15 protein-coding genes and 1 tRNA gene are annotated in these 17,906 nt (G+C 69.0%); 12 read left to right on the top strand and 4 right to left on the bottom strand.

Going from position 1 to position 17,906, the window contains the following annotated elements:
* Window positions 1-78 precede the first annotated feature (78 nt).
* The 7 genes from BR07_RS0122000 to BR07_RS0121970 all read left to right on the top strand — a co-directional run bounded on the left by BR07_RS0122000 (window position 79) and on the right by BR07_RS0121970 (window position 9,218).
* Window positions 79-2,934: a DEAD/DEAH box helicase gene (locus BR07_RS0122000; protein ID WP_027507244.1), complete on the top strand. Its 2,856-nt coding sequence runs from the start codon at window positions 79-81 to the stop codon at window positions 2,932-2,934.
* Window positions 2,934-3,695: an SWIM zinc finger family protein gene (locus BR07_RS0121995; protein ID WP_037187418.1), complete on the top strand. Its 762-nt coding sequence runs from the start codon at window positions 2,934-2,936 to the stop codon at window positions 3,693-3,695. Before BR07_RS0122000 ends, BR07_RS0121995 begins: the two co-directional genes overlap by 1 nt.
* 64 nt (window positions 3,696-3,759) lie before the next feature.
* Entirely contained in the window at window positions 3,760-5,268 is a 1,509-nt protein-coding gene (locus BR07_RS0121990; protein WP_027507242.1) for a CoA-acylating methylmalonate-semialdehyde dehydrogenase, read from the top strand.
* 11 nt (window positions 5,269-5,279) lie between these two features.
* A complete protein-coding gene (locus BR07_RS0121985; protein WP_027507241.1) occupies window positions 5,280-6,419 on the top strand; it encodes an acyl-CoA dehydrogenase family protein in 1,140 nt (379 codons plus the stop codon).
* A complete protein-coding gene (locus BR07_RS0121980) occupies window positions 6,416-7,525 on the top strand; it encodes an enoyl-CoA hydratase/isomerase family protein (RefSeq protein WP_037187413.1) in 1,110 nt (369 codons plus the stop codon). Before BR07_RS0121985 ends, BR07_RS0121980 begins: the two co-directional genes overlap by 4 nt.
* Window positions 7,522-8,415 (top strand): 3-hydroxyisobutyrate dehydrogenase, encoded by an 894-nt coding sequence (gene mmsB, locus BR07_RS0121975; RefSeq protein ID WP_027507239.1) that lies wholly within the window; start codon window positions 7,522-7,524, stop codon window positions 8,413-8,415. The genes BR07_RS0121980 and mmsB overlap by 4 nt, the downstream gene beginning before the upstream one ends.
* A 20-nt stretch (window positions 8,416-8,435) precedes the next feature.
* On the top strand, window positions 8,436-9,218 hold the full coding sequence (locus tag BR07_RS0121970; RefSeq protein ID WP_027507238.1) for an enoyl-CoA hydratase: 783 nt from the start codon (window positions 8,436-8,438) through the stop codon (window positions 9,216-9,218).
* Between the two features lie 69 nt (window positions 9,219-9,287).
* On the opposite strand, the gene BR07_RS0121965 is transcribed toward BR07_RS0121970, so the two are convergent.
* Window positions 9,288-9,818 carry a MarR family winged helix-turn-helix transcriptional regulator gene (locus tag BR07_RS0121965; protein ID WP_027507237.1) on the bottom strand — a complete coding sequence of 177 codons (531 nt, stop codon included), beginning with the start codon at window positions 9,816-9,818 and terminating at the stop codon, window positions 9,288-9,290.
* Window positions 9,819-10,039: 221 nt separating this feature from the next.
* Here BR07_RS0121965 and BR07_RS0121955 point away from each other — a divergent pair, with 221 nt between their 5' ends.
* Together BR07_RS0121955 and BR07_RS0121950 are read left to right on the top strand one after the other, a co-directional pair.
* Window positions 10,040-10,855 (top strand): hypothetical protein, encoded by an 816-nt coding sequence (locus tag BR07_RS0121955; RefSeq protein WP_027507236.1) that lies wholly within the window; start codon window positions 10,040-10,042, stop codon window positions 10,853-10,855.
* A gap of 69 nt (window positions 10,856-10,924) precedes the next feature.
* Entirely contained in the window at window positions 10,925-11,572 is a 648-nt protein-coding gene (locus BR07_RS0121950) for an alpha/beta hydrolase family protein (protein ID WP_027507235.1), read from the top strand.
* Window positions 11,573-11,599: 27 nt separating this feature from the next.
* On the opposite strand, the gene BR07_RS0121945 is transcribed toward BR07_RS0121950, so the two are convergent.
* The 3 genes from BR07_RS0121945 to BR07_RS0121935 all read right to left on the bottom strand — a co-directional run bounded on the left by BR07_RS0121945 (window position 11,600) and on the right by BR07_RS0121935 (window position 13,318).
* A tRNA-Arg gene (locus BR07_RS0121945) sits at window positions 11,600-11,672 on the bottom strand.
* A 60-nt stretch (window positions 11,673-11,732) separates the two neighbouring features.
* On the bottom strand, window positions 11,733-12,434 hold the full coding sequence (locus BR07_RS0121940) for a DUF305 domain-containing protein (RefSeq protein WP_027507234.1): 702 nt from the start codon (window positions 12,432-12,434) through the stop codon (window positions 11,733-11,735).
* A 2-nt stretch (window positions 12,435-12,436) separates the two neighbouring features.
* Window positions 12,437-13,318 carry a DUF3105 domain-containing protein gene (locus tag BR07_RS0121935; protein ID WP_027507233.1) on the bottom strand — a complete coding sequence of 294 codons (882 nt, stop codon included), beginning with the start codon at window positions 13,316-13,318 and terminating at the stop codon, window positions 12,437-12,439.
* Between the two features lie 157 nt (window positions 13,319-13,475).
* Here BR07_RS0121935 and argS point away from each other — a divergent pair, with 157 nt between their 5' ends.
* From argS to BR07_RS0121920, 3 genes are read left to right on the top strand one after another with little or no spacing between them, the layout of a single operon-like run.
* Window positions 13,476-15,128 carry an arginine--tRNA ligase gene (gene argS / locus BR07_RS0121930; protein ID WP_027507232.1) on the top strand — a complete coding sequence of 551 codons (1,653 nt, stop codon included), beginning with the start codon at window positions 13,476-13,478 and terminating at the stop codon, window positions 15,126-15,128.
* Complete coding sequence (lysA, locus tag BR07_RS0121925) at window positions 15,125-16,543, top strand: diaminopimelate decarboxylase (RefSeq protein WP_027507231.1); 1,419 nt, start codon at window positions 15,125-15,127, stop codon at window positions 16,541-16,543. Before argS ends, lysA begins: the two co-directional genes overlap by 4 nt.
* Window positions 16,540-17,892, top strand: a complete 1,353-nt coding sequence (locus BR07_RS0121920) for a homoserine dehydrogenase (protein ID WP_155957165.1) — start codon at window positions 16,540-16,542, stop codon at window positions 17,890-17,892. The genes lysA and BR07_RS0121920 overlap by 4 nt, the downstream gene beginning before the upstream one ends.
* Window positions 17,893-17,906: the final 14 nt, after the last annotated feature.

Genomic DNA, 17,906 nt, shown 5'->3' with positions numbered 1-17,906 from the left:
ACGAGGAGCGAGTATGCCGGGTGGGTCCGACAGGACGCGGGACGTTCTGCACAGGCCTCGCAGTGATTGGATGGCACCATGCTCCACGGCCTCTGGACCCCCGGTCGAGGCCTGATGTTGTGGGAGGACGACGACGCCCCGAGCGGCGACCGTCACTCGGCCGACACGCCGGAGCTCCCGCCTCACCTGGCCAAGGTGATGTCCCGACGGATGCGGCACCGTGCCGACGTCACCCTGCCGACGCCGCGCGGACACGTGGCGGTGTCGATGCCGTCGATCGCGCTGGCGCCGGCGGACGCAGCGGAACTGCTGTTGCGCGTTCCGCCCCGCCATCCCGCGATCTCCGGTGATCTGCGCTATCTCGCCCTCGTGGTGGCCGGGGTGGAGCGGTGGGTCCGTGCCGCGCGGGTGGTCCCGGTGCAGGTGCGGTTCGAGTCGCAGTGGTGGCTGCGGTGGCGACTGGTCGGAGGGGAGCCACAGCGCGCGTGGCGCGCGGAACTGGCGGCCGCGATGCCGCCGGTGCAGAGTGCGGAGGGCGGTGCGCGCGCCGTCCTCGACGACCTGCTCGCCGAGGTGACGGATCCGATCGTGCGCCGCGTCATCGGACGCCCCGTAGTCGAGCATCCGCTCCTGTGGTCCCTCGTCGAGGAGGAGCCGTACGAGGAGGGATCGGCTCGCTCCGAGGCGGCACTGGAGCAGTGGCGGGCGAGCCTGCGCGGCGACGAGCCCGAGCTGGTCCTGCGGCTCACCGAACCGGACGACGACGAGGAGACCGGGGAGCCGTTGTGGCCGCTCGAGGTGTTGCTGCGTCCGGACGGTGAGGCGCCGACGCCGGTGGTGGTGCACCGCGGCGGCGCGCCCGGTGCACACGGTGGCGGAGCGCCGGGTGTGCGGGACGCGGAACTGTTCCGGGTCGCGGTGGCGAAGCTCGGCGAGGCGATGGCCGCGTACGAGCCGCTGCGCTCGATGGCGACGGACACCGGCTCGCTCGACATGCTGCTGCCCACGGCGGCGGTGACCGACTTCGTGCTGCACGGGGTCGAGAAGCTGCGTGCCGTGTCGGTCGGGGTGCTGCTTCCGCGGGCGTGGAGTCGCCTCGACGCGTCGTTGCGGCTGAAGGTCGACTCGCCGCCGTCGCCCACCGCGGAGAACCGGGCGGTGGGGTTGGACGAGATCGTCTCGTACGACTGGCAACTGGCCATCGGCGACATGGAACTGACGCCGGAGGAGATGGCCCGGCTCGCGTCGACGAAGGGCGACCTGGTGCGACTGCGCGGCACCTGGGTGCAGGCCGACGGAACCGCCCTGAGCCGCGCGATCGAGTACGTGAAGAAGCAGAACCGGGACCGCGCCCTGCCGCTCGCCGACGTGCTGGGGCAGTTGTCCGCCGAGAAACCGCCGCCGGTTCCCGTCGAGCGGATCGAGGCCACCGGCTGGGCGCAGAAGTTGCTCGACCCGGACCGCCGGCCGGAACCGGTGGAGGTGCCCGACTCGGTGCACGCGACGCTGCGGCCGTATCAGCAGCGCGGTGTGGAGTGGCTCGCCTTCATGAGTTCGGCCGGCCTCGGGGCGGTACTGGCCGACGACATGGGGTTGGGAAAGACGCTGCAGCTGCTGGTTCTCCTGGCGCACGAGCGATCGGTGACACCGACGTTGCTCGTCGCGCCCATGTCGGTGGTGGGCAACTGGCAGCGCGAGGCGGCGAAGTTCGTGCCGACCCTGCGCGTGCTGGTGCACCACGGGCCGGATCGCGCGACGGGGGACGACCTGACGGCTGCGGTGCGCTCGCACGATCTGGTGGTCACGACGTACGCATTGTTGGCCCGCGACGTGGGCGAACTGTCGGCGCAGACCTGGCGACGGGTGGTGCTCGACGAGGCCCAGCACGTCAAGAACAGCAGCACGGCGCAGGCCCGCGCGGCGCGGGCGATTCCCGCGGCGCACCGGATCGCGCTGACGGGCACGCCCGTGGAGAACCGGTTGGACGAGCTCCGGTCGATCTTCGACTTCTGCAACCCCGGCATCCTGGGCACCCCGGCCACGTTCCGGGCACGCTTCGCGATCCCGATCGAACGCGAGAAGGAGGAGACCGCCGTGGCCCGGTTGCGCTCCCTCACGTCACCGTTCGTTCTGCGGCGGGTGAAGACCGACAAGACGGTCATCGCGGATCTGCCCGACAAGTTCGAGATGACCGTGCGCTCGAACCTCACCGCCGAGCAGGCGAGCCTGTACCAGGCCGTCGTCGACGAGATGATGCGACAGATCGCCGAGAGCGAGGGCATGGCGCGCAAGGGTGCGGTGCTCGGCGCGCTGACCCGGCTCAAGCAGGTGTGCAACCACCCGGCGCACTTCCTCGACGACGGGTCGACGGTGTTACGTCGTGGCAAGCACCGCTCCGGCAAGCTCGCACTCGTGGACGACATCCTCGACTCGGTCCTCGGCGACGGCGAGAAGGCGTTGTTGTTCACCCAGTTCACGGCGTTCGGATCGATGGTGGCGCCGTACCTCGAACGCCGGTTCGGCGTTCCCGTCCCGTTCCTGCACGGTGGTGTGAGCAAGGGTCGACGGGACGCGATGGTCGAGGAGTTCCAGTCCGCCGGCGGTCCTCCGATCATGGTGCTCTCGCTCAAGGCGGGTGGCACCGGCCTCAACCTGACGGCCGCCAATCACGTGGTGCACCTGGACCGGTGGTGGAATCCGGCGGTGGAGAACCAGGCGACGGATCGCGCGTTCCGCATCGGCCAGCGCAAGGACGTCCAGGTGCGCAAGTTGTTGTGCGTCGGCACCGTGGAGGAGCGCATCGACACCATGCTCACCACGAAGAAGGATCTGGCCGATCTCGCGGTGGGCTCCGGCGAGAGTTGGATCACCGAGTTGTCGACGGGGGAGTTGCGCGATCTGCTCACGCTCTCCGAGGACGCGGTGGGCGACTGATGGCGCAGTTCGACCAGTTCGGCCCCCGGCGGCGGATCCCGGACGGCATCGCGGCGAAGACCTCTCGGGGCGCCTTCGGTCGCACGTGGTGGGGCAAGCAGTTCGTGGAGACCATCGAGTCGATCGCCGACGCCGGGCGGCTCTCGCGCGGACGGACGTACGCCCGCGGCGGGCAGGTGATCTCCCTCGAACTCCGGCCGGGGCGGATCGACGGCGACGTCCAGGGCAGTCAGGTGGAGCCGTTCTCGGCGTCCGTGAGCATCGCTGTCCTGGATCCGTTCGACATGGACGCGCTGATGTCCGACGTACAGGAGTCGCCCGGCATGCTGACCGAGCTCGCCTCCGGCTCGGTTCCGCGGGCGCTGGGGCCGCGGCTGCTGCTGTCGAGTGCGTCGCAGCTCGATTTCGACTGCACCTGCCCCGACAGCGGGTGGCCCTGCAAGCACGCCGCGGCGCTGACGTATCTCGCCGCGGAGCGGATCGACGAGGACCCGACCCGCCTGCTGGCGCTGCGCGGAGTCGACCTCGATGCCCTGGTCGGGTTCGTCGAGGACGCGGAGGCGACGGTCGATCCGGACGATCACTTCGGTGACGCGACGACGCTGCCCGCGCTGCCGGACCCGCTGTTCTCGCCGGCGTCGGACGATCTCGAGGCGTCGTTGCTGCGCATCGCGTTGCGGACTGCGGACGTCGACGAGCGCGGGGTGCGGTCCGCGATGGCGGAGCTCGATGCGCTCTACCGGCGGATGGGCGGGGCGTGATCCTGGACATACGTGGACGTCCGACTATAGGATCACCTCACTCAACGACGACGAAGGTGGATCCGTGACCCGAGAACTGACGCACTACATCGGTGGACAGCACGTGGCGGGGGAGTCGGGCCGTTTCGCCGACGTCTTCGACCCGAACACCGGCGAGGTGCAGGCCCGCGTTCCGCTCGCCAGTACGGCGGAGGTCGAGGCGGCCGTGGCGAACGCCGAGGAGGCGCAGGTCGAGTGGGCGCTGCAGAATCCGCAGAAGCGTGCCCGCGTCCTGATGCGCTTCCTGGCCCTGATCAACGAGAACATGGAGCCGCTCGCCCAGTTGCTCTCGTCCGAGCACGGCAAGACCGTGGCCGATGCCAAGGGCGACATCCAGCGCGGACTCGAGGTCGTCGAGTTCGCCACCGGCATCCCGCATCTGCTCAAGGGTGAGTTCACGGCGAGTGCCGGAACGGGTATCGACGTGTACTCGATGCGTCAGCCTCTCGGTGTCGTCTCCGGCATCACCCCGTTCAACTTCCCCGCGATGATTCCGCTGTGGAAGGCCGCGCCCGCCATCGCCTGCGGCAACGCGTTCATCCTCAAGCCGTCCGAGCGGGACCCCTCCGTGCCGCTGCGGTTGGCCGAACTCTTCCTCGAGGCCGGTGGCCCTCCCGGAATCTTCAACGTCGTCAACGGTGACAAGGAAGCAGTCGACGCGATCCTGACCGACCCCCGCGTCAGCGCGGTGGGCTTCGTCGGCTCCACGCCCATCGCCCAGTACATCTACGAGACGGCGGCGGCGCACGGCAAGCGCGCCCAGTGCTTCGGCGGAGCGAAGAACCACGCCATCGTCATGCCCGACGCCGATCTCGACGAGGTGGCCGATGCGCTGATCGGTGCCGGCTACGGCAGTGCGGGTGAGCGCTGCATGGCCATCTCCGTGGCCGTGCCCGTCGGCGAGGAGACCGCGGAGGCCCTGCGCGCCAAGCTGGTCGAGCGCGTCGAGAAGCTCAGCGTCGGACGCAGCGACGACGCGGGCAGCGACTTCGGACCGCTCATCACGGCCGAGGCCGTCCAGCGTGTCACGGACTACGTGCAGATCGGTGTCGACGAGGGTGCGGACCTGGTGGTCGACGGCCGAGGCTTCTCGCTCGCCGGCCACGAGAACGGGTTCTTCACCGGCGCAACGCTGTTCGACAAGGTGACGACGGACATGCGCATCTACAAGGAGGAGATCTTCGGACCGGTGCTGCAGATCGTGCGTGCGGCCGACTACGAGGAGGCCCTGCGCCTGCCGTCGGCTCACGAGTACGGCAACGGTGTCGCGATCTTCACGCGCGACGGTGACACGGCGCGCGACTTCACCGCGCGGGTCAATGTCGGCATGGTCGGCGTCAACGTTCCCATTCCGGTGCCGATCGCGTACCACACCTTCGGTGGCTGGAAGCGGTCCGGATTCGGCGACCTCAATCAGCACGGACCGGATTCGGTGCGGTTCTACACCAAGACCAAGACGGTCACCCAGCGGTGGCCCAGCGGCCGCAAGGAAGCTGTGGCGCAGAACCACTTCGTCATCCCGACGATGGACTGACGGTGGCGGACATCTTCGCGCTCGACGAGGACGAGCGCGCGATCAGCGAGACGGCAGCGGATTTCGCCGCGGAGTTCCTCGCTCCGAACGCCGTGGAGTGGGACCGGACCAAGCACTTCCCGGTCGACGTCCTGCGCAAGGCCGCCGCTCTCGGTATGGGCGGGATCTACATCGCCGAGGACGTCGGCGGCTCCGGTCTGCGCCGCGTCGACGCCGTGCGGATCTTCGAGAAGCTCGCCGCAGGTGATCCGTCGATCGCCGCGTACCTGTCGATTCACAACATGGTGGCGTGGATGATCGACACCTACGGCTCCGACGATCAACGGCGACAGTGGCTTCCGGCTCTGTGCTCGATGGAGACCCTGGGCAGCTACTGCCTCACCGAACCGGGCGCCGGATCCGACGCGGCCGCGCTGTCGACCAAGGCGGTACGCGACGGGGACACCTACGTCCTGAACGGCGTGAAGCAGTTCATCTCGGGTGCCGGCGAGTCCGCCGTCTACGTCGTCATGGCACGCACCGGCGGGCCCGGCCCGTCCGGCATCTCCGCGTTCGTCGTCGAGAAGGACACGCCGGGACTGTCGTTCGGCGCCAACGAGGCCAAGATGGGCTGGAACGCGCAGCCCACCCGCCAGGTGATCCTGGAGGACGTCACGGTGCCGGCCGAGAATCTGCTCGGCGGCGAGGGCAACGGGTTCCGCATCGCGATGAACGGCCTCAACGGCGGTCGCATCAACATCGCGGCCTGCTCGCTGGGCGGCGCGACGGCGGCGTTCGACGCCGCGGTGTCCTACCTCGCCGACCGTCGTGCGTTCGGATCACGGCTGCTCGACGCGCAGGCACTGCAGTTCCGGCTGGCCGACATGCGGACAGATCTCGAGGCGGCCCGGGTCCTGCTCCTGCGGGCCGCGAGTGCTCTCGACGCCGATGCTCCCGACAAGGTGCAGCTGTGTGCGATGGCGAAGAAGTTCACCACCGACGTGGGGTTCACCGTGGCCAACGACGCGCTCCAGTTGCTCGGTGGCTACGGCTATCTCAGTGAGTACGGTCTGGAGAAGATCGTCCGCGATCTCCGAGTGCACCAGATCCTGGAAGGAACGAACGAGGTCATGCGAATCGTCATCGCCCGATCGGTGGTGGGTGCCGCGTGAGCGACACCGCCGCGGAGAACTCCGACGTCCTGCTGACGGTCGACCGCGGGGTCGCCACGGTCACCCTGAACCGGCCGCGCGCGATCAACGCGCTCAGCCACGCGATGGTGCGCGACATCGACGCGGCTCTCGTGAGGTGGGAGGACGACCCGTCGGTGCGCGCCGTGCTGATCACCGGCAACGGGGAGCGCGGACTGTGCGCCGGCGGCGACATCGTCGCGATCCACGACGACGCGAAGGCGAAGGCGGGCGAGAACTGGCCGACGGGGTCCGCCACCGCGCAGTTCTGGCGGGACGAGTACGTCATGAATTCGCGGATCAACCGGTACGGCAAGCCGATCGTCGCTCTGATGGACGGTGCGGTGATGGGCGGCGGAGTGGGTATCTCCGCTCACGCGACGGTCCGTATCGTGACGGAGAAGTCGAAGGTCGCGATGCCCGAGGTCGGCATCGGCTTCGTTCCGGACGTCGGCGGGACGTATCTCCTCGCCCGGACGCCCGGCGAGATCGGCACTCACCTCGCGTTGACCACCGCGCGCATGACGGCGGGCGACGCCGTCGCTGCCGGATTCGCCGACCACTTCGTGCCCACCGAGGATCTGCCGGCGTTCGTCGAGGCCCTGCACACGGGCACCGTCGACACCGCGCTGTCGCTCGTCTCGCCCGTTCCCGAGTCGGCTCTGGCGGCGCAGCGTGAGTGGATCGACGCGGCCTACACGGGCGACGACGCGGCGAGCATCGTCGCGCGGTTACGTGCCGACGGCCGCGACGAGGCCGTCGCTGCGGCCGACGCGATCGAGGCGAAGTCCCCCACGTCGGTGGCGGTCACGCTCCGCTCACTGCGCCGCGCGGCCGCGGCGTCGTCGCTGGACGAGGTCCTCGACGACGAGTACCGCGTGTCCATCGCCTGCCTGGACAGCCCCGACCTCGTCGAGGGCATCCGCGCGCAGGTGGTGGACAAGGATCGTCGACCGCGCTGGCGGCCTGCCCATCTCGACGACGTCACCACCTCCGACGTCGATCGTTTCTTCGCACCGCTCGGCGACGCCGAGTTGGGTCTGACGTCCGCTGCGGCGGACTCCGTCTCGAAAGGACCACAATCGTGAGCACCGTGATCGCCTTCCTGGGGCTGGGGCACATGGGCGGGCCGATGGCGGCCAACCTCGCCGCGGCCGGCCACGACGTCCGAGGCTTCGACCTCGTTCCCGCCTCGCTCGACCAGGCGCGGGAGAAGGGCATCACGGTCGCCGAGTCTGCCGCCGACGCCGTGGCGGGTGCCTCGGTGGTGGTGACGATGCTGCCCAGTGGCAAGCACGTCCTCGACTGCTATGCCGACGTCGTCCCCGCTGCCGGCGCCGGCACTCTGTTCATCGACTCCTCGACCATCGACGTGGCCGATGCCCGAACGGCGGCCGACGTCGCGCGGGCCGCGGGCCACCGCGCCGTCGACGCTCCCGTCTCGGGCGGCGTCGGTGGAGCCACCGCGGGCACGCTGACGTTCATGGTCGGGGGCGACGACGCTGCCGTCGCCGAGGCGAATCCGCTGCTCGAGATCATGGGTGGCAAGATCGTGCACTGCGGACAGAGCGGCAACGGCCAGGCGGCCAAGCTGTGCAACAACATGATTCTCGGGGTCTCCATGATCGCCGTCAGCGAGGCCTTCGTGCTCGGGGAGAAGCTGGGGCTGACCAATCAGGCACTGTTCGACGTCGCCAGCACGGCATCGGGACAGTGCTGGGCGTTGACCACCAACTGTCCCGTTCCGGGACCGGTGCCGACGAGTCCCGCGAACAACGACTACACGCCGGGATTCGCCGCCGCGTTGATGCGCAAGGATCTGGGTCTCGTGTCGGAGGCCGTGCGCGCCAACGGTGTCGAGGCGCAGCTGGGCATGCTGGCCTCGGCGATGTACGAGGCGTACGCCGCCGAGCACGGGGACAGGGACTTCTCCGGCATCGTGCAGGACATCCGTGAGCGTTCGGGCGGTACCGCGTGAGCGACGTCGGGACGCCGAAAGTGGAGACGCAGCAATTCGAGACGATCACGGTCGAGACCAGGGGCCGCGTCGGCGTCATCACGCTGAACCGGCCGAAGGCGCTGAACGCGTTGAACTCTCAGCTGATGACCGAGGTGGTCGAGGCTGCCGTGGCGTTCGATCGTGATCCGGCGATCGGGGCGATCGTGGTGACCGGTTCCGAGAAGGCGTTCGCGGCCGGTGCCGACATCAAGGAGATGCAGTCCAAGACCTACATGGAGGTCTACACGCAGGACTTCTTCTCCGAGTGGGACGCGTTCGCCGCAGTGCGCACACCGACCATCGCCGCCGTGGCGGGTTACGCCCTCGGTGGGGGTTGCGAGCTGGCCATGATGTGCGACATCTTGATCGCAGCGGACACGGCTCAGTTCGGCCAACCGGAGATCGCTCTGGGGGTGATCCCCGGAATCGGTGGCTCCCAACGGTTGACCCGTGCCGTCGGCAAGGCCAAGGCCATGGAGATGTGTCTGACCGGCCGCAAGATGGGCGCCGAGGAGGCGGAGCGAGCAGGGCTCGTGTCGCGGATCGTGCCGGCGGCCGATCTGCTCGCCGATGCGCTGGAGACGGCCGAGACGATCGCCGCGAAGTCGCTGCCCATCGCTGTCATGGCGAAGGAAGCCGTGAATCGGGCGTTCGAATCGACTCTGGCGGAGGGTGTTCGGTTCGAACGTCGCCTGTTCCACTCGACGTTCGCCACCGACGATCAGACCGAGGGCATGACCGCCTTCACCGAGAAGCGTCAGCCGGTGTTCCGCCACCGCTGATCCGGCCGTACCGAGATCCGGTGCGACACTCCTCGCCCGAGCGAGGGGAGTGGCACCGGATCTCTGCTGTCACCAGCCGGACGTGTCCTCGTCGTCGAAGTCCCCGGCGCGCCGCCGGACCCCGGCGAGGATGGACACCAGTCTGTCCAGATCCGCACCCGCGACTCCGGGGAGCCCGAACACGCGGTCGTTGAGATCTTCCGTCGCCTTGACCGCCAATTGCCGTCCCGCCTCGGTGATCTCGACGAGTGTGGTGCGGCGATCCGTGGGGTGCGGTACCCGCGTGACCAGGTCCGCCTTCTCCAACCTGTCGACGGCGTTGGTCACCGAGGTGGGATGGACCTGCAGGCGTGCGCTGGCTTTCGCCATCGGCAGGGCGCCGGTCTTCGTGAAGGTGAGCAGGGTGAGCAACTCGTAGCGAGCGAAGGTCAGCCCCGTGGGTTTGAGGACCTCTTCGACGCGCGCCATCATGATCTGTTGGACGCGCATGATGGACGTGACCGCGGCCATGCCGTCGGCGGCGTCCGACCATCCGTGGCGGATCCACTGACGGTGAGCTTCCGCGATGGGGTCCAGCGGAAGCTTCGGCGCTGACGACATGGGTCGATCTTCCCACGTTCGCACGGTGGATCGACTCGGCGCACGACCGAGTCGATCGCCACATCCGTCACATCTGCATCATGCGACACTTTGGTATCAATGCAGTCTCGACGACCGTGACCTGACGAAACCCGTGATCGAATCGGACCACACGGTTCCCAAGGGACCGCACGCGCATCTCGATCCCGAGATCGTCGACCCCGAGCCATTCAGGAGCATGCATGCGTACATTCCGTCGGCCTCGTCGAACGGTGGCCGCCCTGGCCATCGCCTGCGCCGGAGCGCTCGCGCTGCCGGCCGTCGCCTCTGCCGATCCGGCACCCGCTCCGGACCCGTTCCAGCAGGCGCTGGCCACTCTCGAGGGATCCGCTGCGCCGGGGGACGTCGCCCTCGAGGCGGCGCGCGCCGTGCTGGGTGCCGCACCGTCGGTCGATGTCGCGGAGCCTGCCGGTACGAACCCGCTGGCGCTGCTGGACGCTGCGAACGGACTGCTCGGCGGCTTCGGTCTCACGCCGTTCTTCTACCCGACGGCCGCGATCAACTGCTCCGCGCTCCCGGGTGCGCCGCTCGGCATCGTGCCCGCGGTCGCCGGTTCGGCTCCCGGCCCGTACACGCCGAAGGTGCCGGGTGTCACCATTCCGACACTGCCCGGGATCGACACCACGATCGCCGATCCGGGCGAGACGCTGTACGCCTTCGTTCCGGCGCCCGGCGGCATCGTGAACGACGGTGCGAACAAGTCCGGCATGCAGGTGGCGTGGTTCAACGTCAACACGCTGAAGGGTGGCTTCGCCGACATGGGTGGTCTCACCGACGTCGTCCTCGCGGAGATCATCGAGCCACTGGGTGAGCCGTTCCGTTCCATCGGACGCGACCTGCTGACGAACAACCTCTCGAAGTTCCCCAACGCCGGTGTCCGCCTGGCACCCGTCGCCACGGGCTCGGGCACCGTGTTGTCGGCGATCTTCGGCCAGGTCTCGCACGACGGCAAGACCTGCGCGTTCTTCCCGACGGTGGGGCTCACGCAGGTTCCCTGACACCGGACGCACGAGAAGAACGGGCATCGACCGCTGTGGTCGGTGCCCGTTCTGCGTTACGGTCGCGGCATGACGGAGGGAACGGTGCGGGAGTGGCGTGCCGACGGGATCCACGGCGTCGTCCACGAACCTGCCGGCGCACCCGTCGCGACGGCCGTGCTCGCCCACGGTGCGGGAAGCAACTGCGACGCAGCGATTCTGGTGGGCGTCGCCAACGAGCTCGCGGACCGTGGGGTACTGACGGCGCGGATCGATCTCCCGTTTCGTCAGGCTCGGCCCAAGGGCCCTCCGAACCGAGCGGGCGCCGCCGCGGATCGTGCCGGTATCGCCGCCGCGGTGCGGGCGCTGGATGCGCGGGGACCGGTGATCGTCGGGGGTCACTCGTACGGAGGCCGTCAGGCCTCGATGCTCCTCGCCGAGGACCCCGACATCGCGGACGCTCTTCTCGCACTGTCCTATCCGCTGCACCCGCCGACGAAGCCGGACACCCTGCGGACCGAGCACTTCCCGGGCATCGCCGCGCCGACCGTGATCGTGCACGGCTCGCGGGACCCGTTCGCCACCGCCGACGAACTGCGCGAGCACACGGCGCGGATCGGGGGAGCGGTGACCATCGTGACTATCGAGGCAGCGGGACACGACCTGGCGCCTGCGAGGAAACCGACGGCCCGGCTGACGGCCGACGCCGTGATGTCGGCGCTCCTGGCGAACGACTGACGGTGCTCGCACCGGGCGAGTGATGGGTGCCCCCGGCAGGATTCGAACCTGCGGCCTTCCGCTCCGGAGGCGGACGCTCTATCCCCTGAGCTACGGGGGCGCACCGGAGCGAACTCCGATGTGCCGTTTCGGGCGGTGCCAACAGTAGCGCATCACGCGATCAGAGCGGAGCAGCACCCTTCTCGGTGAGCATCTGCGTCATCAGCTGAGCCTCCGAGGTCTGGGTGTTCACCATCGTCTGCGCGAGATTGCGCACCGCGGGCGTCTCCGCGTGCACCGCGCCGTACTCCATCATCGGCAGACCACCCTCGTGGTGGCGCAGCATCAACTGGAGGAACAGCACGTCCAGTGCCGGACCGGTGGCGGCGCGCAGCGCCGTCATGTCCTGCGTGCTCGCCATACCCGGCATGGTCTGCACGGGACCGGTGGACGAGCCGGACCCGGACATGGACGACATCGACGAGCCGGACATGGAGTGTCCGCCGTCCTCCGTCATCCAGCCCATGTAGCCGCCCGTCGGCAACGGAGCGGCGTCCCAGAGCGCCAGCCAGCCCTGCATCTGCCCGGCCTGGTTCTGCTGTGTCGTGAGGATGTCGTACGCGAGATTCTTGACCAGCGGATCGGAGGCGCCACTGAGCGCGATGGTCGCCATCTCGATCGCCTGGTTGTGGTGCACGGTCATGTCCTGCGAGAACCCGACGTCGACCGAATCGGCGCCCGGTGTGGGTGCCGGATCGTCCCGCAACGGGGTCTGCGCGAGGAAGCCGACGGCGAATCCGATGACGAGCAGGGCCACCGCGCCCAGGACCAGCAGCGCCGACCGCTGACTCCGCTGCGCCGTGGGCCGCTCCTCCGTCGTCACGCTCACGGTGTGGGCACTGCCGCGCCGTCGGTGGGCAGGCCGTCGGTGGGCAGGCCCAGCCCGCCCGGGAGCTGACCCGCACCCGTCTCGGAGGCGTCGGGGGTCAGGCCCTCGCCGCTCATCGGCACCGCGTCGGGGCCCGGTGCACTGCCGTCGAACGGCGGCGGGTTGTCCTGATCGAAGGTCTCCGGCGTCGTGGAGCAGCTCGCGCCGACCTCGGGGTAGGCGTAGCGGTTCAGGCGCAGTGCGGCGATGAAGTGGTCGATCCGGGGGTCGTCGACACTGTCGAGCTTGAGCTGGTGGCCCCACGACTGCAGCGAGATCGGGGAGTCGAGTCCGGGGTAGGCGGACATGAGCATGTACTGCTGGTTCTCGACCTTGGCGGCCAGCGTCGAGATCTGGTCCTCGCTCAGGTCGTCCGGGTTGTAGGCGATCCAGACGGCGCCGTGCTCGAGCGAGTGCACGGCGTTCTCGGTGCGCAGACCGTCCGGGTAGACCGTGCCCATGCAGTTGGCCCACACCTGGTCGTGCGGGCCACCGAACGGCGGCGACTGGTCGTAGGCGACACGCTGCGAGCCGGTGACGTGCAGCGCAGCGGGATAGTCCTGCGTGACCACGCCGTCGATGCCGGTCGACGGGTCCTGGTTCTCCTCGGTGGGAGCGAAGCGCTGCGCCTCGGCGCGGTCCTGGTACTTGGGGACCAGGTTCCAGGCCAGGGCGCCGATCAGCGCGATGACCACGACGGATGCCGCCACCGTCAGCCACGGGATCTGACGTCGCTTGCCCGATCCCACGCTGGAGGGGACACCACCCTTGTTCCGGGTGCCGGTCTTGCTGGCAGCCTTGATGGCCTTGGCTGACTTCTTGTCGGAACCGCTTGGCATGGTCGGAGCGCTCTTTCGATCGAGGAGATGAGTGGCCGCCTACTCGAGGCAGCCCCACTGTACGGAGGGAGTCTGAGCCCTCGCTGAAGCGCTCCCGTCGGACCCACCGGTGACCGCGGTCGGGGTGCTGTGCAGCGAGACCATAGGATAAGGCCCCGTGACTCCCGCCGACCTCGCCGAACTGCTGCATGCCACCGCAGCGGCCGTGCTCACCGAGCACGGACTCGATCCTGCCGTGTTGCCCGCGACGGTGACGGTGGACCGCCCGCGCAATCCCGAGCACGGCGACTACGCGACCAACGTCGCGATGCAGGTGGCCAAGAAGGCGGGCGTCAGCCCCCGCGACCTGGCGACCTGGCTCGCGGACGCTCTGGCCGGTGCCGACGCTGTCGAGGCCGTCGACGTGGCCGGTCCCGGATTCCTCAACATCCGGCTCGCGAAGTCCGCTCAGGGCGCCATCGTGGAGCGCGTGCAGCGCGAGAACGATCGCTACGGCTGGTCCGACGAGCTCACCGGGACCTCGATCAACCTGGAGTTCGTCTCGGCGAACCCCACGGGTCCCGTGCACCTGGGCGGCGCTCGCTGGGCCGCGGTGGGCGACGCCCTGGGGCGCATCCTCACCTCGCGGGGTGCCGCGGTCACCCGCGAGTACTACTTCAACGATCACGGCGCGCAGATCGATCGGTTCGCACGCTCGCTGGTCGCCTCGGCGCTGGGTCTGCCCGCACCGGAGGACGGCTACGCGGGCGAGTACATCGCCGAGATCGCCGCGGCCGTCGTCACGCAGCGACCGGACGTGATGGGTCTGCCCGACGACGAGCGGCAGGAGGTGTTCCGAGCCCTCGGCGTCGACGCGATGTTCACGAAGATCAAGTCGGACCTGCACGAGTTCGGCACCGACTTCGACGTGTACTTCCACGAGAACTCGCTCTTCGAGTCCGGCGCGGTCGAGCGCGCTGTGGAGACGCTGAAATCCTCGGGCAACCTGTACGAGAAGGACGGGGCCTGGTGGCTCCGCAGCACCGAGTACGGCGACGACAAGGATCGCGTCGTGGTCAAGAGCGACGGCAACGCCGCGTACATCGCCGGCGACATCGCGTACTTCCAGGACAAGCGATCTCGCGGGTTCGACCTGTGCATCTACATGCTCGGCGCGGACCACCACGGCTACATCGGTCGGCTCAAGGCCGCTGCCGCAGCCTTCGGCGACGATCCGGCGACCGTCGAGGTGCTGATCGGTCAGATGGTCAACCTCGTCCGCGACGGTGTCGCCGTGAAGATGAGCAAGCGTGCGGGCACGGTGATCTCTCTCGACGACCTCGTGGAGGCCATCGGGATCGACGCCGCGCGGTACGTGATGGTGCGGTCGTCGGTCGACTCGTCGATCGACATCGATCTCGCGCTGTGGGCGAGCCGGAGCAACGACAACCCCGTCTACTACGTGCAGTACGCCCACGCCCGGTTGTGTTCTCTCGCCCGCGGTGCCGAGGAGCTGGGCGTCTCCGCCGCGGATCCCGACTTCGCGCTGCTGACCCATGCCGCGGAAGGTGACCTCGTCCGTACCGTCGGGGAGTTCCCCCGCGTCGTCGCCAGTGCGGCGGGGCTGCGCGAACCCCACCGGATCGCCCGGTACCTCGAGGAGCTGGCGGGTGCCTACCACCGGTTCTACGGAGCGTGTCGAGTACTTCCCCGAGGAGACGAGGATCCGATGCCCGTCCACACAGCGCGGCTCGCCCTGGGCGACGCCACCCGGCAGGTCCTGGCCAACGGCCTGGCCATGCTCGGTGTCAGTGCACCGGAGAAGATGTGAGCGCGCATCCCGCCGGGCCGCGGCACGCCGAGCAGTCGGGCCCCGGCACCCCGGAGCGTCCGGTGGACAGCGCGGCACTCACGGACCTTCATCCGAAGGTGTTCCCCCGCAACGCAGCTCGTGGTGACGACGGCGTCGTGACGCTGGCCGGTGTTCCGGTGACGGAACTCGCCGCCACGTACGGCACGCCGCTGTTCGTCATCGACGAGGACGATTTCCGGTCGCGCTGCCGCGAGATGGCGGAGGCGTTCGGTGCCCCCGAGCGGGTGCACTACGCGTCCAAGGCCTTCCTGTGTGGGGAGATCGCTCGCTGGGTCGCGGACGAGGGCTTGTCCCTCGACGTGTGCTCGGGCGGCGAGCTGGCGATCGCACTGAACGCGGGCTTCCCGGCGAACCGGATCGCGATGCACGGCAACAACAAGTCACGGGCCGAACTGGAGGCGGGAGTGCGCGCCGGTGTCGAGCACGTCGTGCTGGACTCGATGATCGAGATCGACCGGCTCGACGAGGTCGCTGCCGCGGCGGGAACGGTGCAGGACGTCCTGATCCGCATCACCGTCGGGGTCGAGGCACACACGCACGAGTTCATCGCCACCGCCCACGAGGACCAGAAGTTCGGCTTCAGCCTGTCCGACGGCAGCGCGCTCCGGGCCGTCAGTCGAGTGTTCGAGACCGACAATCTGCGCCTCGTCGGCCTGCACTCGCACATCGGATCCCAGATCTTCGAGGTCGACGGGTTCGAGCTCGCGGCTCACCGCGTGATCGGGTTGCTGCGCGACATCAAGGCCGAGTTCGGCACCGAGAAGACCTCGCAGATCACCGTGGTCGATCTCGGCGGCGGCATGGGCATCCACTACGTGCCGGGGGACAACCCGCCCCCCGTGCAGGATCTGGCCGCCAAGCTCGCCCACATCGTCGAGTCCGAGTCGGCGGCCGCCGGGATCCCTACTCCGACACTGGCAGTGGAGCCCGGACGTGCGATCGCGGGACCGGGCACCGTGACGCTGTACGAGGTGGGCACCGTCAAGGACGTCACCGTCGACAGCACCCACACGCGCCGCTACATCAGCGTCGACGGGGGCATGAGCGACAACATCCGGACCTCGCTCTATCAGGCCGAGTACGTCGGCCGCCTCGCGTCGCGTACGTCGGAGGCTCCGGCCGTTCTGGCCCGGATCGTCGGAAAGCACTGCGAGAGTGGCGACATCGTCATCCGCGACACGTGGCAGCCCAAGGATCTCGGTCCCGGTGACCTGTTCACCGTGGGCGCGACGGGTGCGTACTGCTACTCGATGTCGTCCCGGTACAACCTTCTGCCCCGTCCGGCCGTCGTCGCCGTGCGGGACGGGCAAGCGCGGCTGGTACTCCGCCGCGAAACGTTCGACGACCTGCTCAGCTTGGAGGTAGACCGGTGACCGCTCCAGAATCGTCAGTGTCGTCGGAGGCCGCGGCCTTCGTCAGTCCCGTGGACAAGCCGATCGGCGTCGCCGTCCTCGGTATGGGGAACGTCGGCAGCGAGGTCGTGCGCATCCTGCTCGATCACGCCACCGATCTCACCGCCCGCGTCGGTGCGCCGCTCGTGCTGCGGGGAGTCGCGGTGCGCGACATCGGCAAGGACCGCGGCATCGACCCCGACCTGCTGACCACCGACGTGCGCGCACTCGTCGCGCGCGACGACGTCGACCTGGTGGTCGAGGTGCTCGGCGGCATCGAGCCGGCCCGCGAACTGATCCTCGCCGCGCTCAACGCCGGCAAGTCGGTCGTCACGGCCAACAAGGCACTCCTCGCCGAGTACACCGGTGAGTTGGCCGATGCCGCCGAGAGCCACCGCGCCGACCTGTACTTCGAAGCCGCTGTGGCAGGGGCCATTCCGGTGGTCCGGCCGCTGATGCAGTCTCTCGCCGGTGACCGGGTGAACCGTGTCATCGGCATCGTCAACGGCACGACGAACTTCATCCTCTCGGCCATGGACGAGACGGGTGCGGACTACGCGGACACGCTCGCGGAGGCGGGACGGCTGGGATACGCGGAGGCGGATCCGACGGCCGACGTCGAGGGCTTCGATGCTGCGGCGAAGGCCGCCATCCTGGCCTCACTCGCGTTCCACACCCGGGTCACCTCGGCCGACGTACACCGCGAAGGGATCTCCTCGATCACCGCGGCGGACATCGCCACCGCGCGTGCGTTCGACTGCACCGTCAAGCTTCTCGCGCTGTGCGAGCGTGTGAGTGACGACGACGGCAACGACCGCATCTCCGTCCGCGTCTACCCGTCGCTCGTACCGCTGTCGCACCCGCTCGCCTCGGTGTCGGGTGCCTTCAACGCCGTCGTGGTCGAAGCCGAGGCCGCGGGACGGCTCATGTTCTACGGCCAGGGTGCGGGCGGCGCTCCCACCGCGTCCGCCGTCATGGGCGACCTGGTGATGGCGGCGCGCAACAAGTTCTACGGCGGCCGTGGACCCGGGGAGTCGACGTACGCCAAGCTCCCCGTCGCACCCATGGGGGACACCCCCACGCGGTACCACGTCAACATGCAGGTCGCGGATCGCGCCGGAGTGCTCTCCGCCGTCGCGGCCGAGTTCGCCAAGAACGACGTCAGCATCTCCACGGTGCGCCAGGAGGGCGCGAGCAAGCATGCCCGTCTCGTCGTCGTCACGCACCGCGCCAAGGACTCGGCTCTGGCGGCCACCGTGGACGCGCTGAAGGAACTCGACATCGTCACCGCCGTCACCAGCGTTCTCCGACTCGAGGGAACGTCCGAATGATCGGGATCTCGATC

It is taken from the genome of Rhodococcus sp. UNC23MFCrub1.1, from assembly GCF_000686025.1.
Lineage (GTDB): Bacteria > Actinomycetota > Actinomycetes > Mycobacteriales > Mycobacteriaceae > Rhodococcoides.
The sequence above is the reverse complement of the archived record's forward strand: the minus strand, read 5'-3'. Positions and strand labels throughout refer to the sequence as shown.

Bases quoted from the DNA above. Each gene is read 5' to 3' on its own strand.
- BR07_RS0122000 (WP_027507244.1), top strand. From the start codon at position 79: ATGCTCCACGGCCTCTGGACCCCCGGTCGAGGCCTGATGTTGTGGGAG.
- BR07_RS0121995 (WP_037187418.1), top strand. From the start codon at position 2,934: ATGGCGCAGTTCGACCAGTTCGGCCCCCGGCGGCGGATCCCGGACGGC.
- BR07_RS0121965 (WP_027507237.1), bottom strand. From the start codon at position 9,818: ATGTCGTCAGCGCCGAAGCTTCCGCTGGACCCCATCGCGGAAGCTCAC.
- BR07_RS0121955 (WP_027507236.1), top strand. From the start codon at position 10,040: ATGCGTACATTCCGTCGGCCTCGTCGAACGGTGGCCGCCCTGGCCATC.
- BR07_RS0121950 (WP_027507235.1), top strand. From the start codon at position 10,925: ATGACGGAGGGAACGGTGCGGGAGTGGCGTGCCGACGGGATCCACGGC.
- BR07_RS0121935 (WP_027507233.1), bottom strand. From the start codon at position 13,318: ATGCCAAGCGGTTCCGACAAGAAGTCAGCCAAGGCCATCAAGGCTGCC.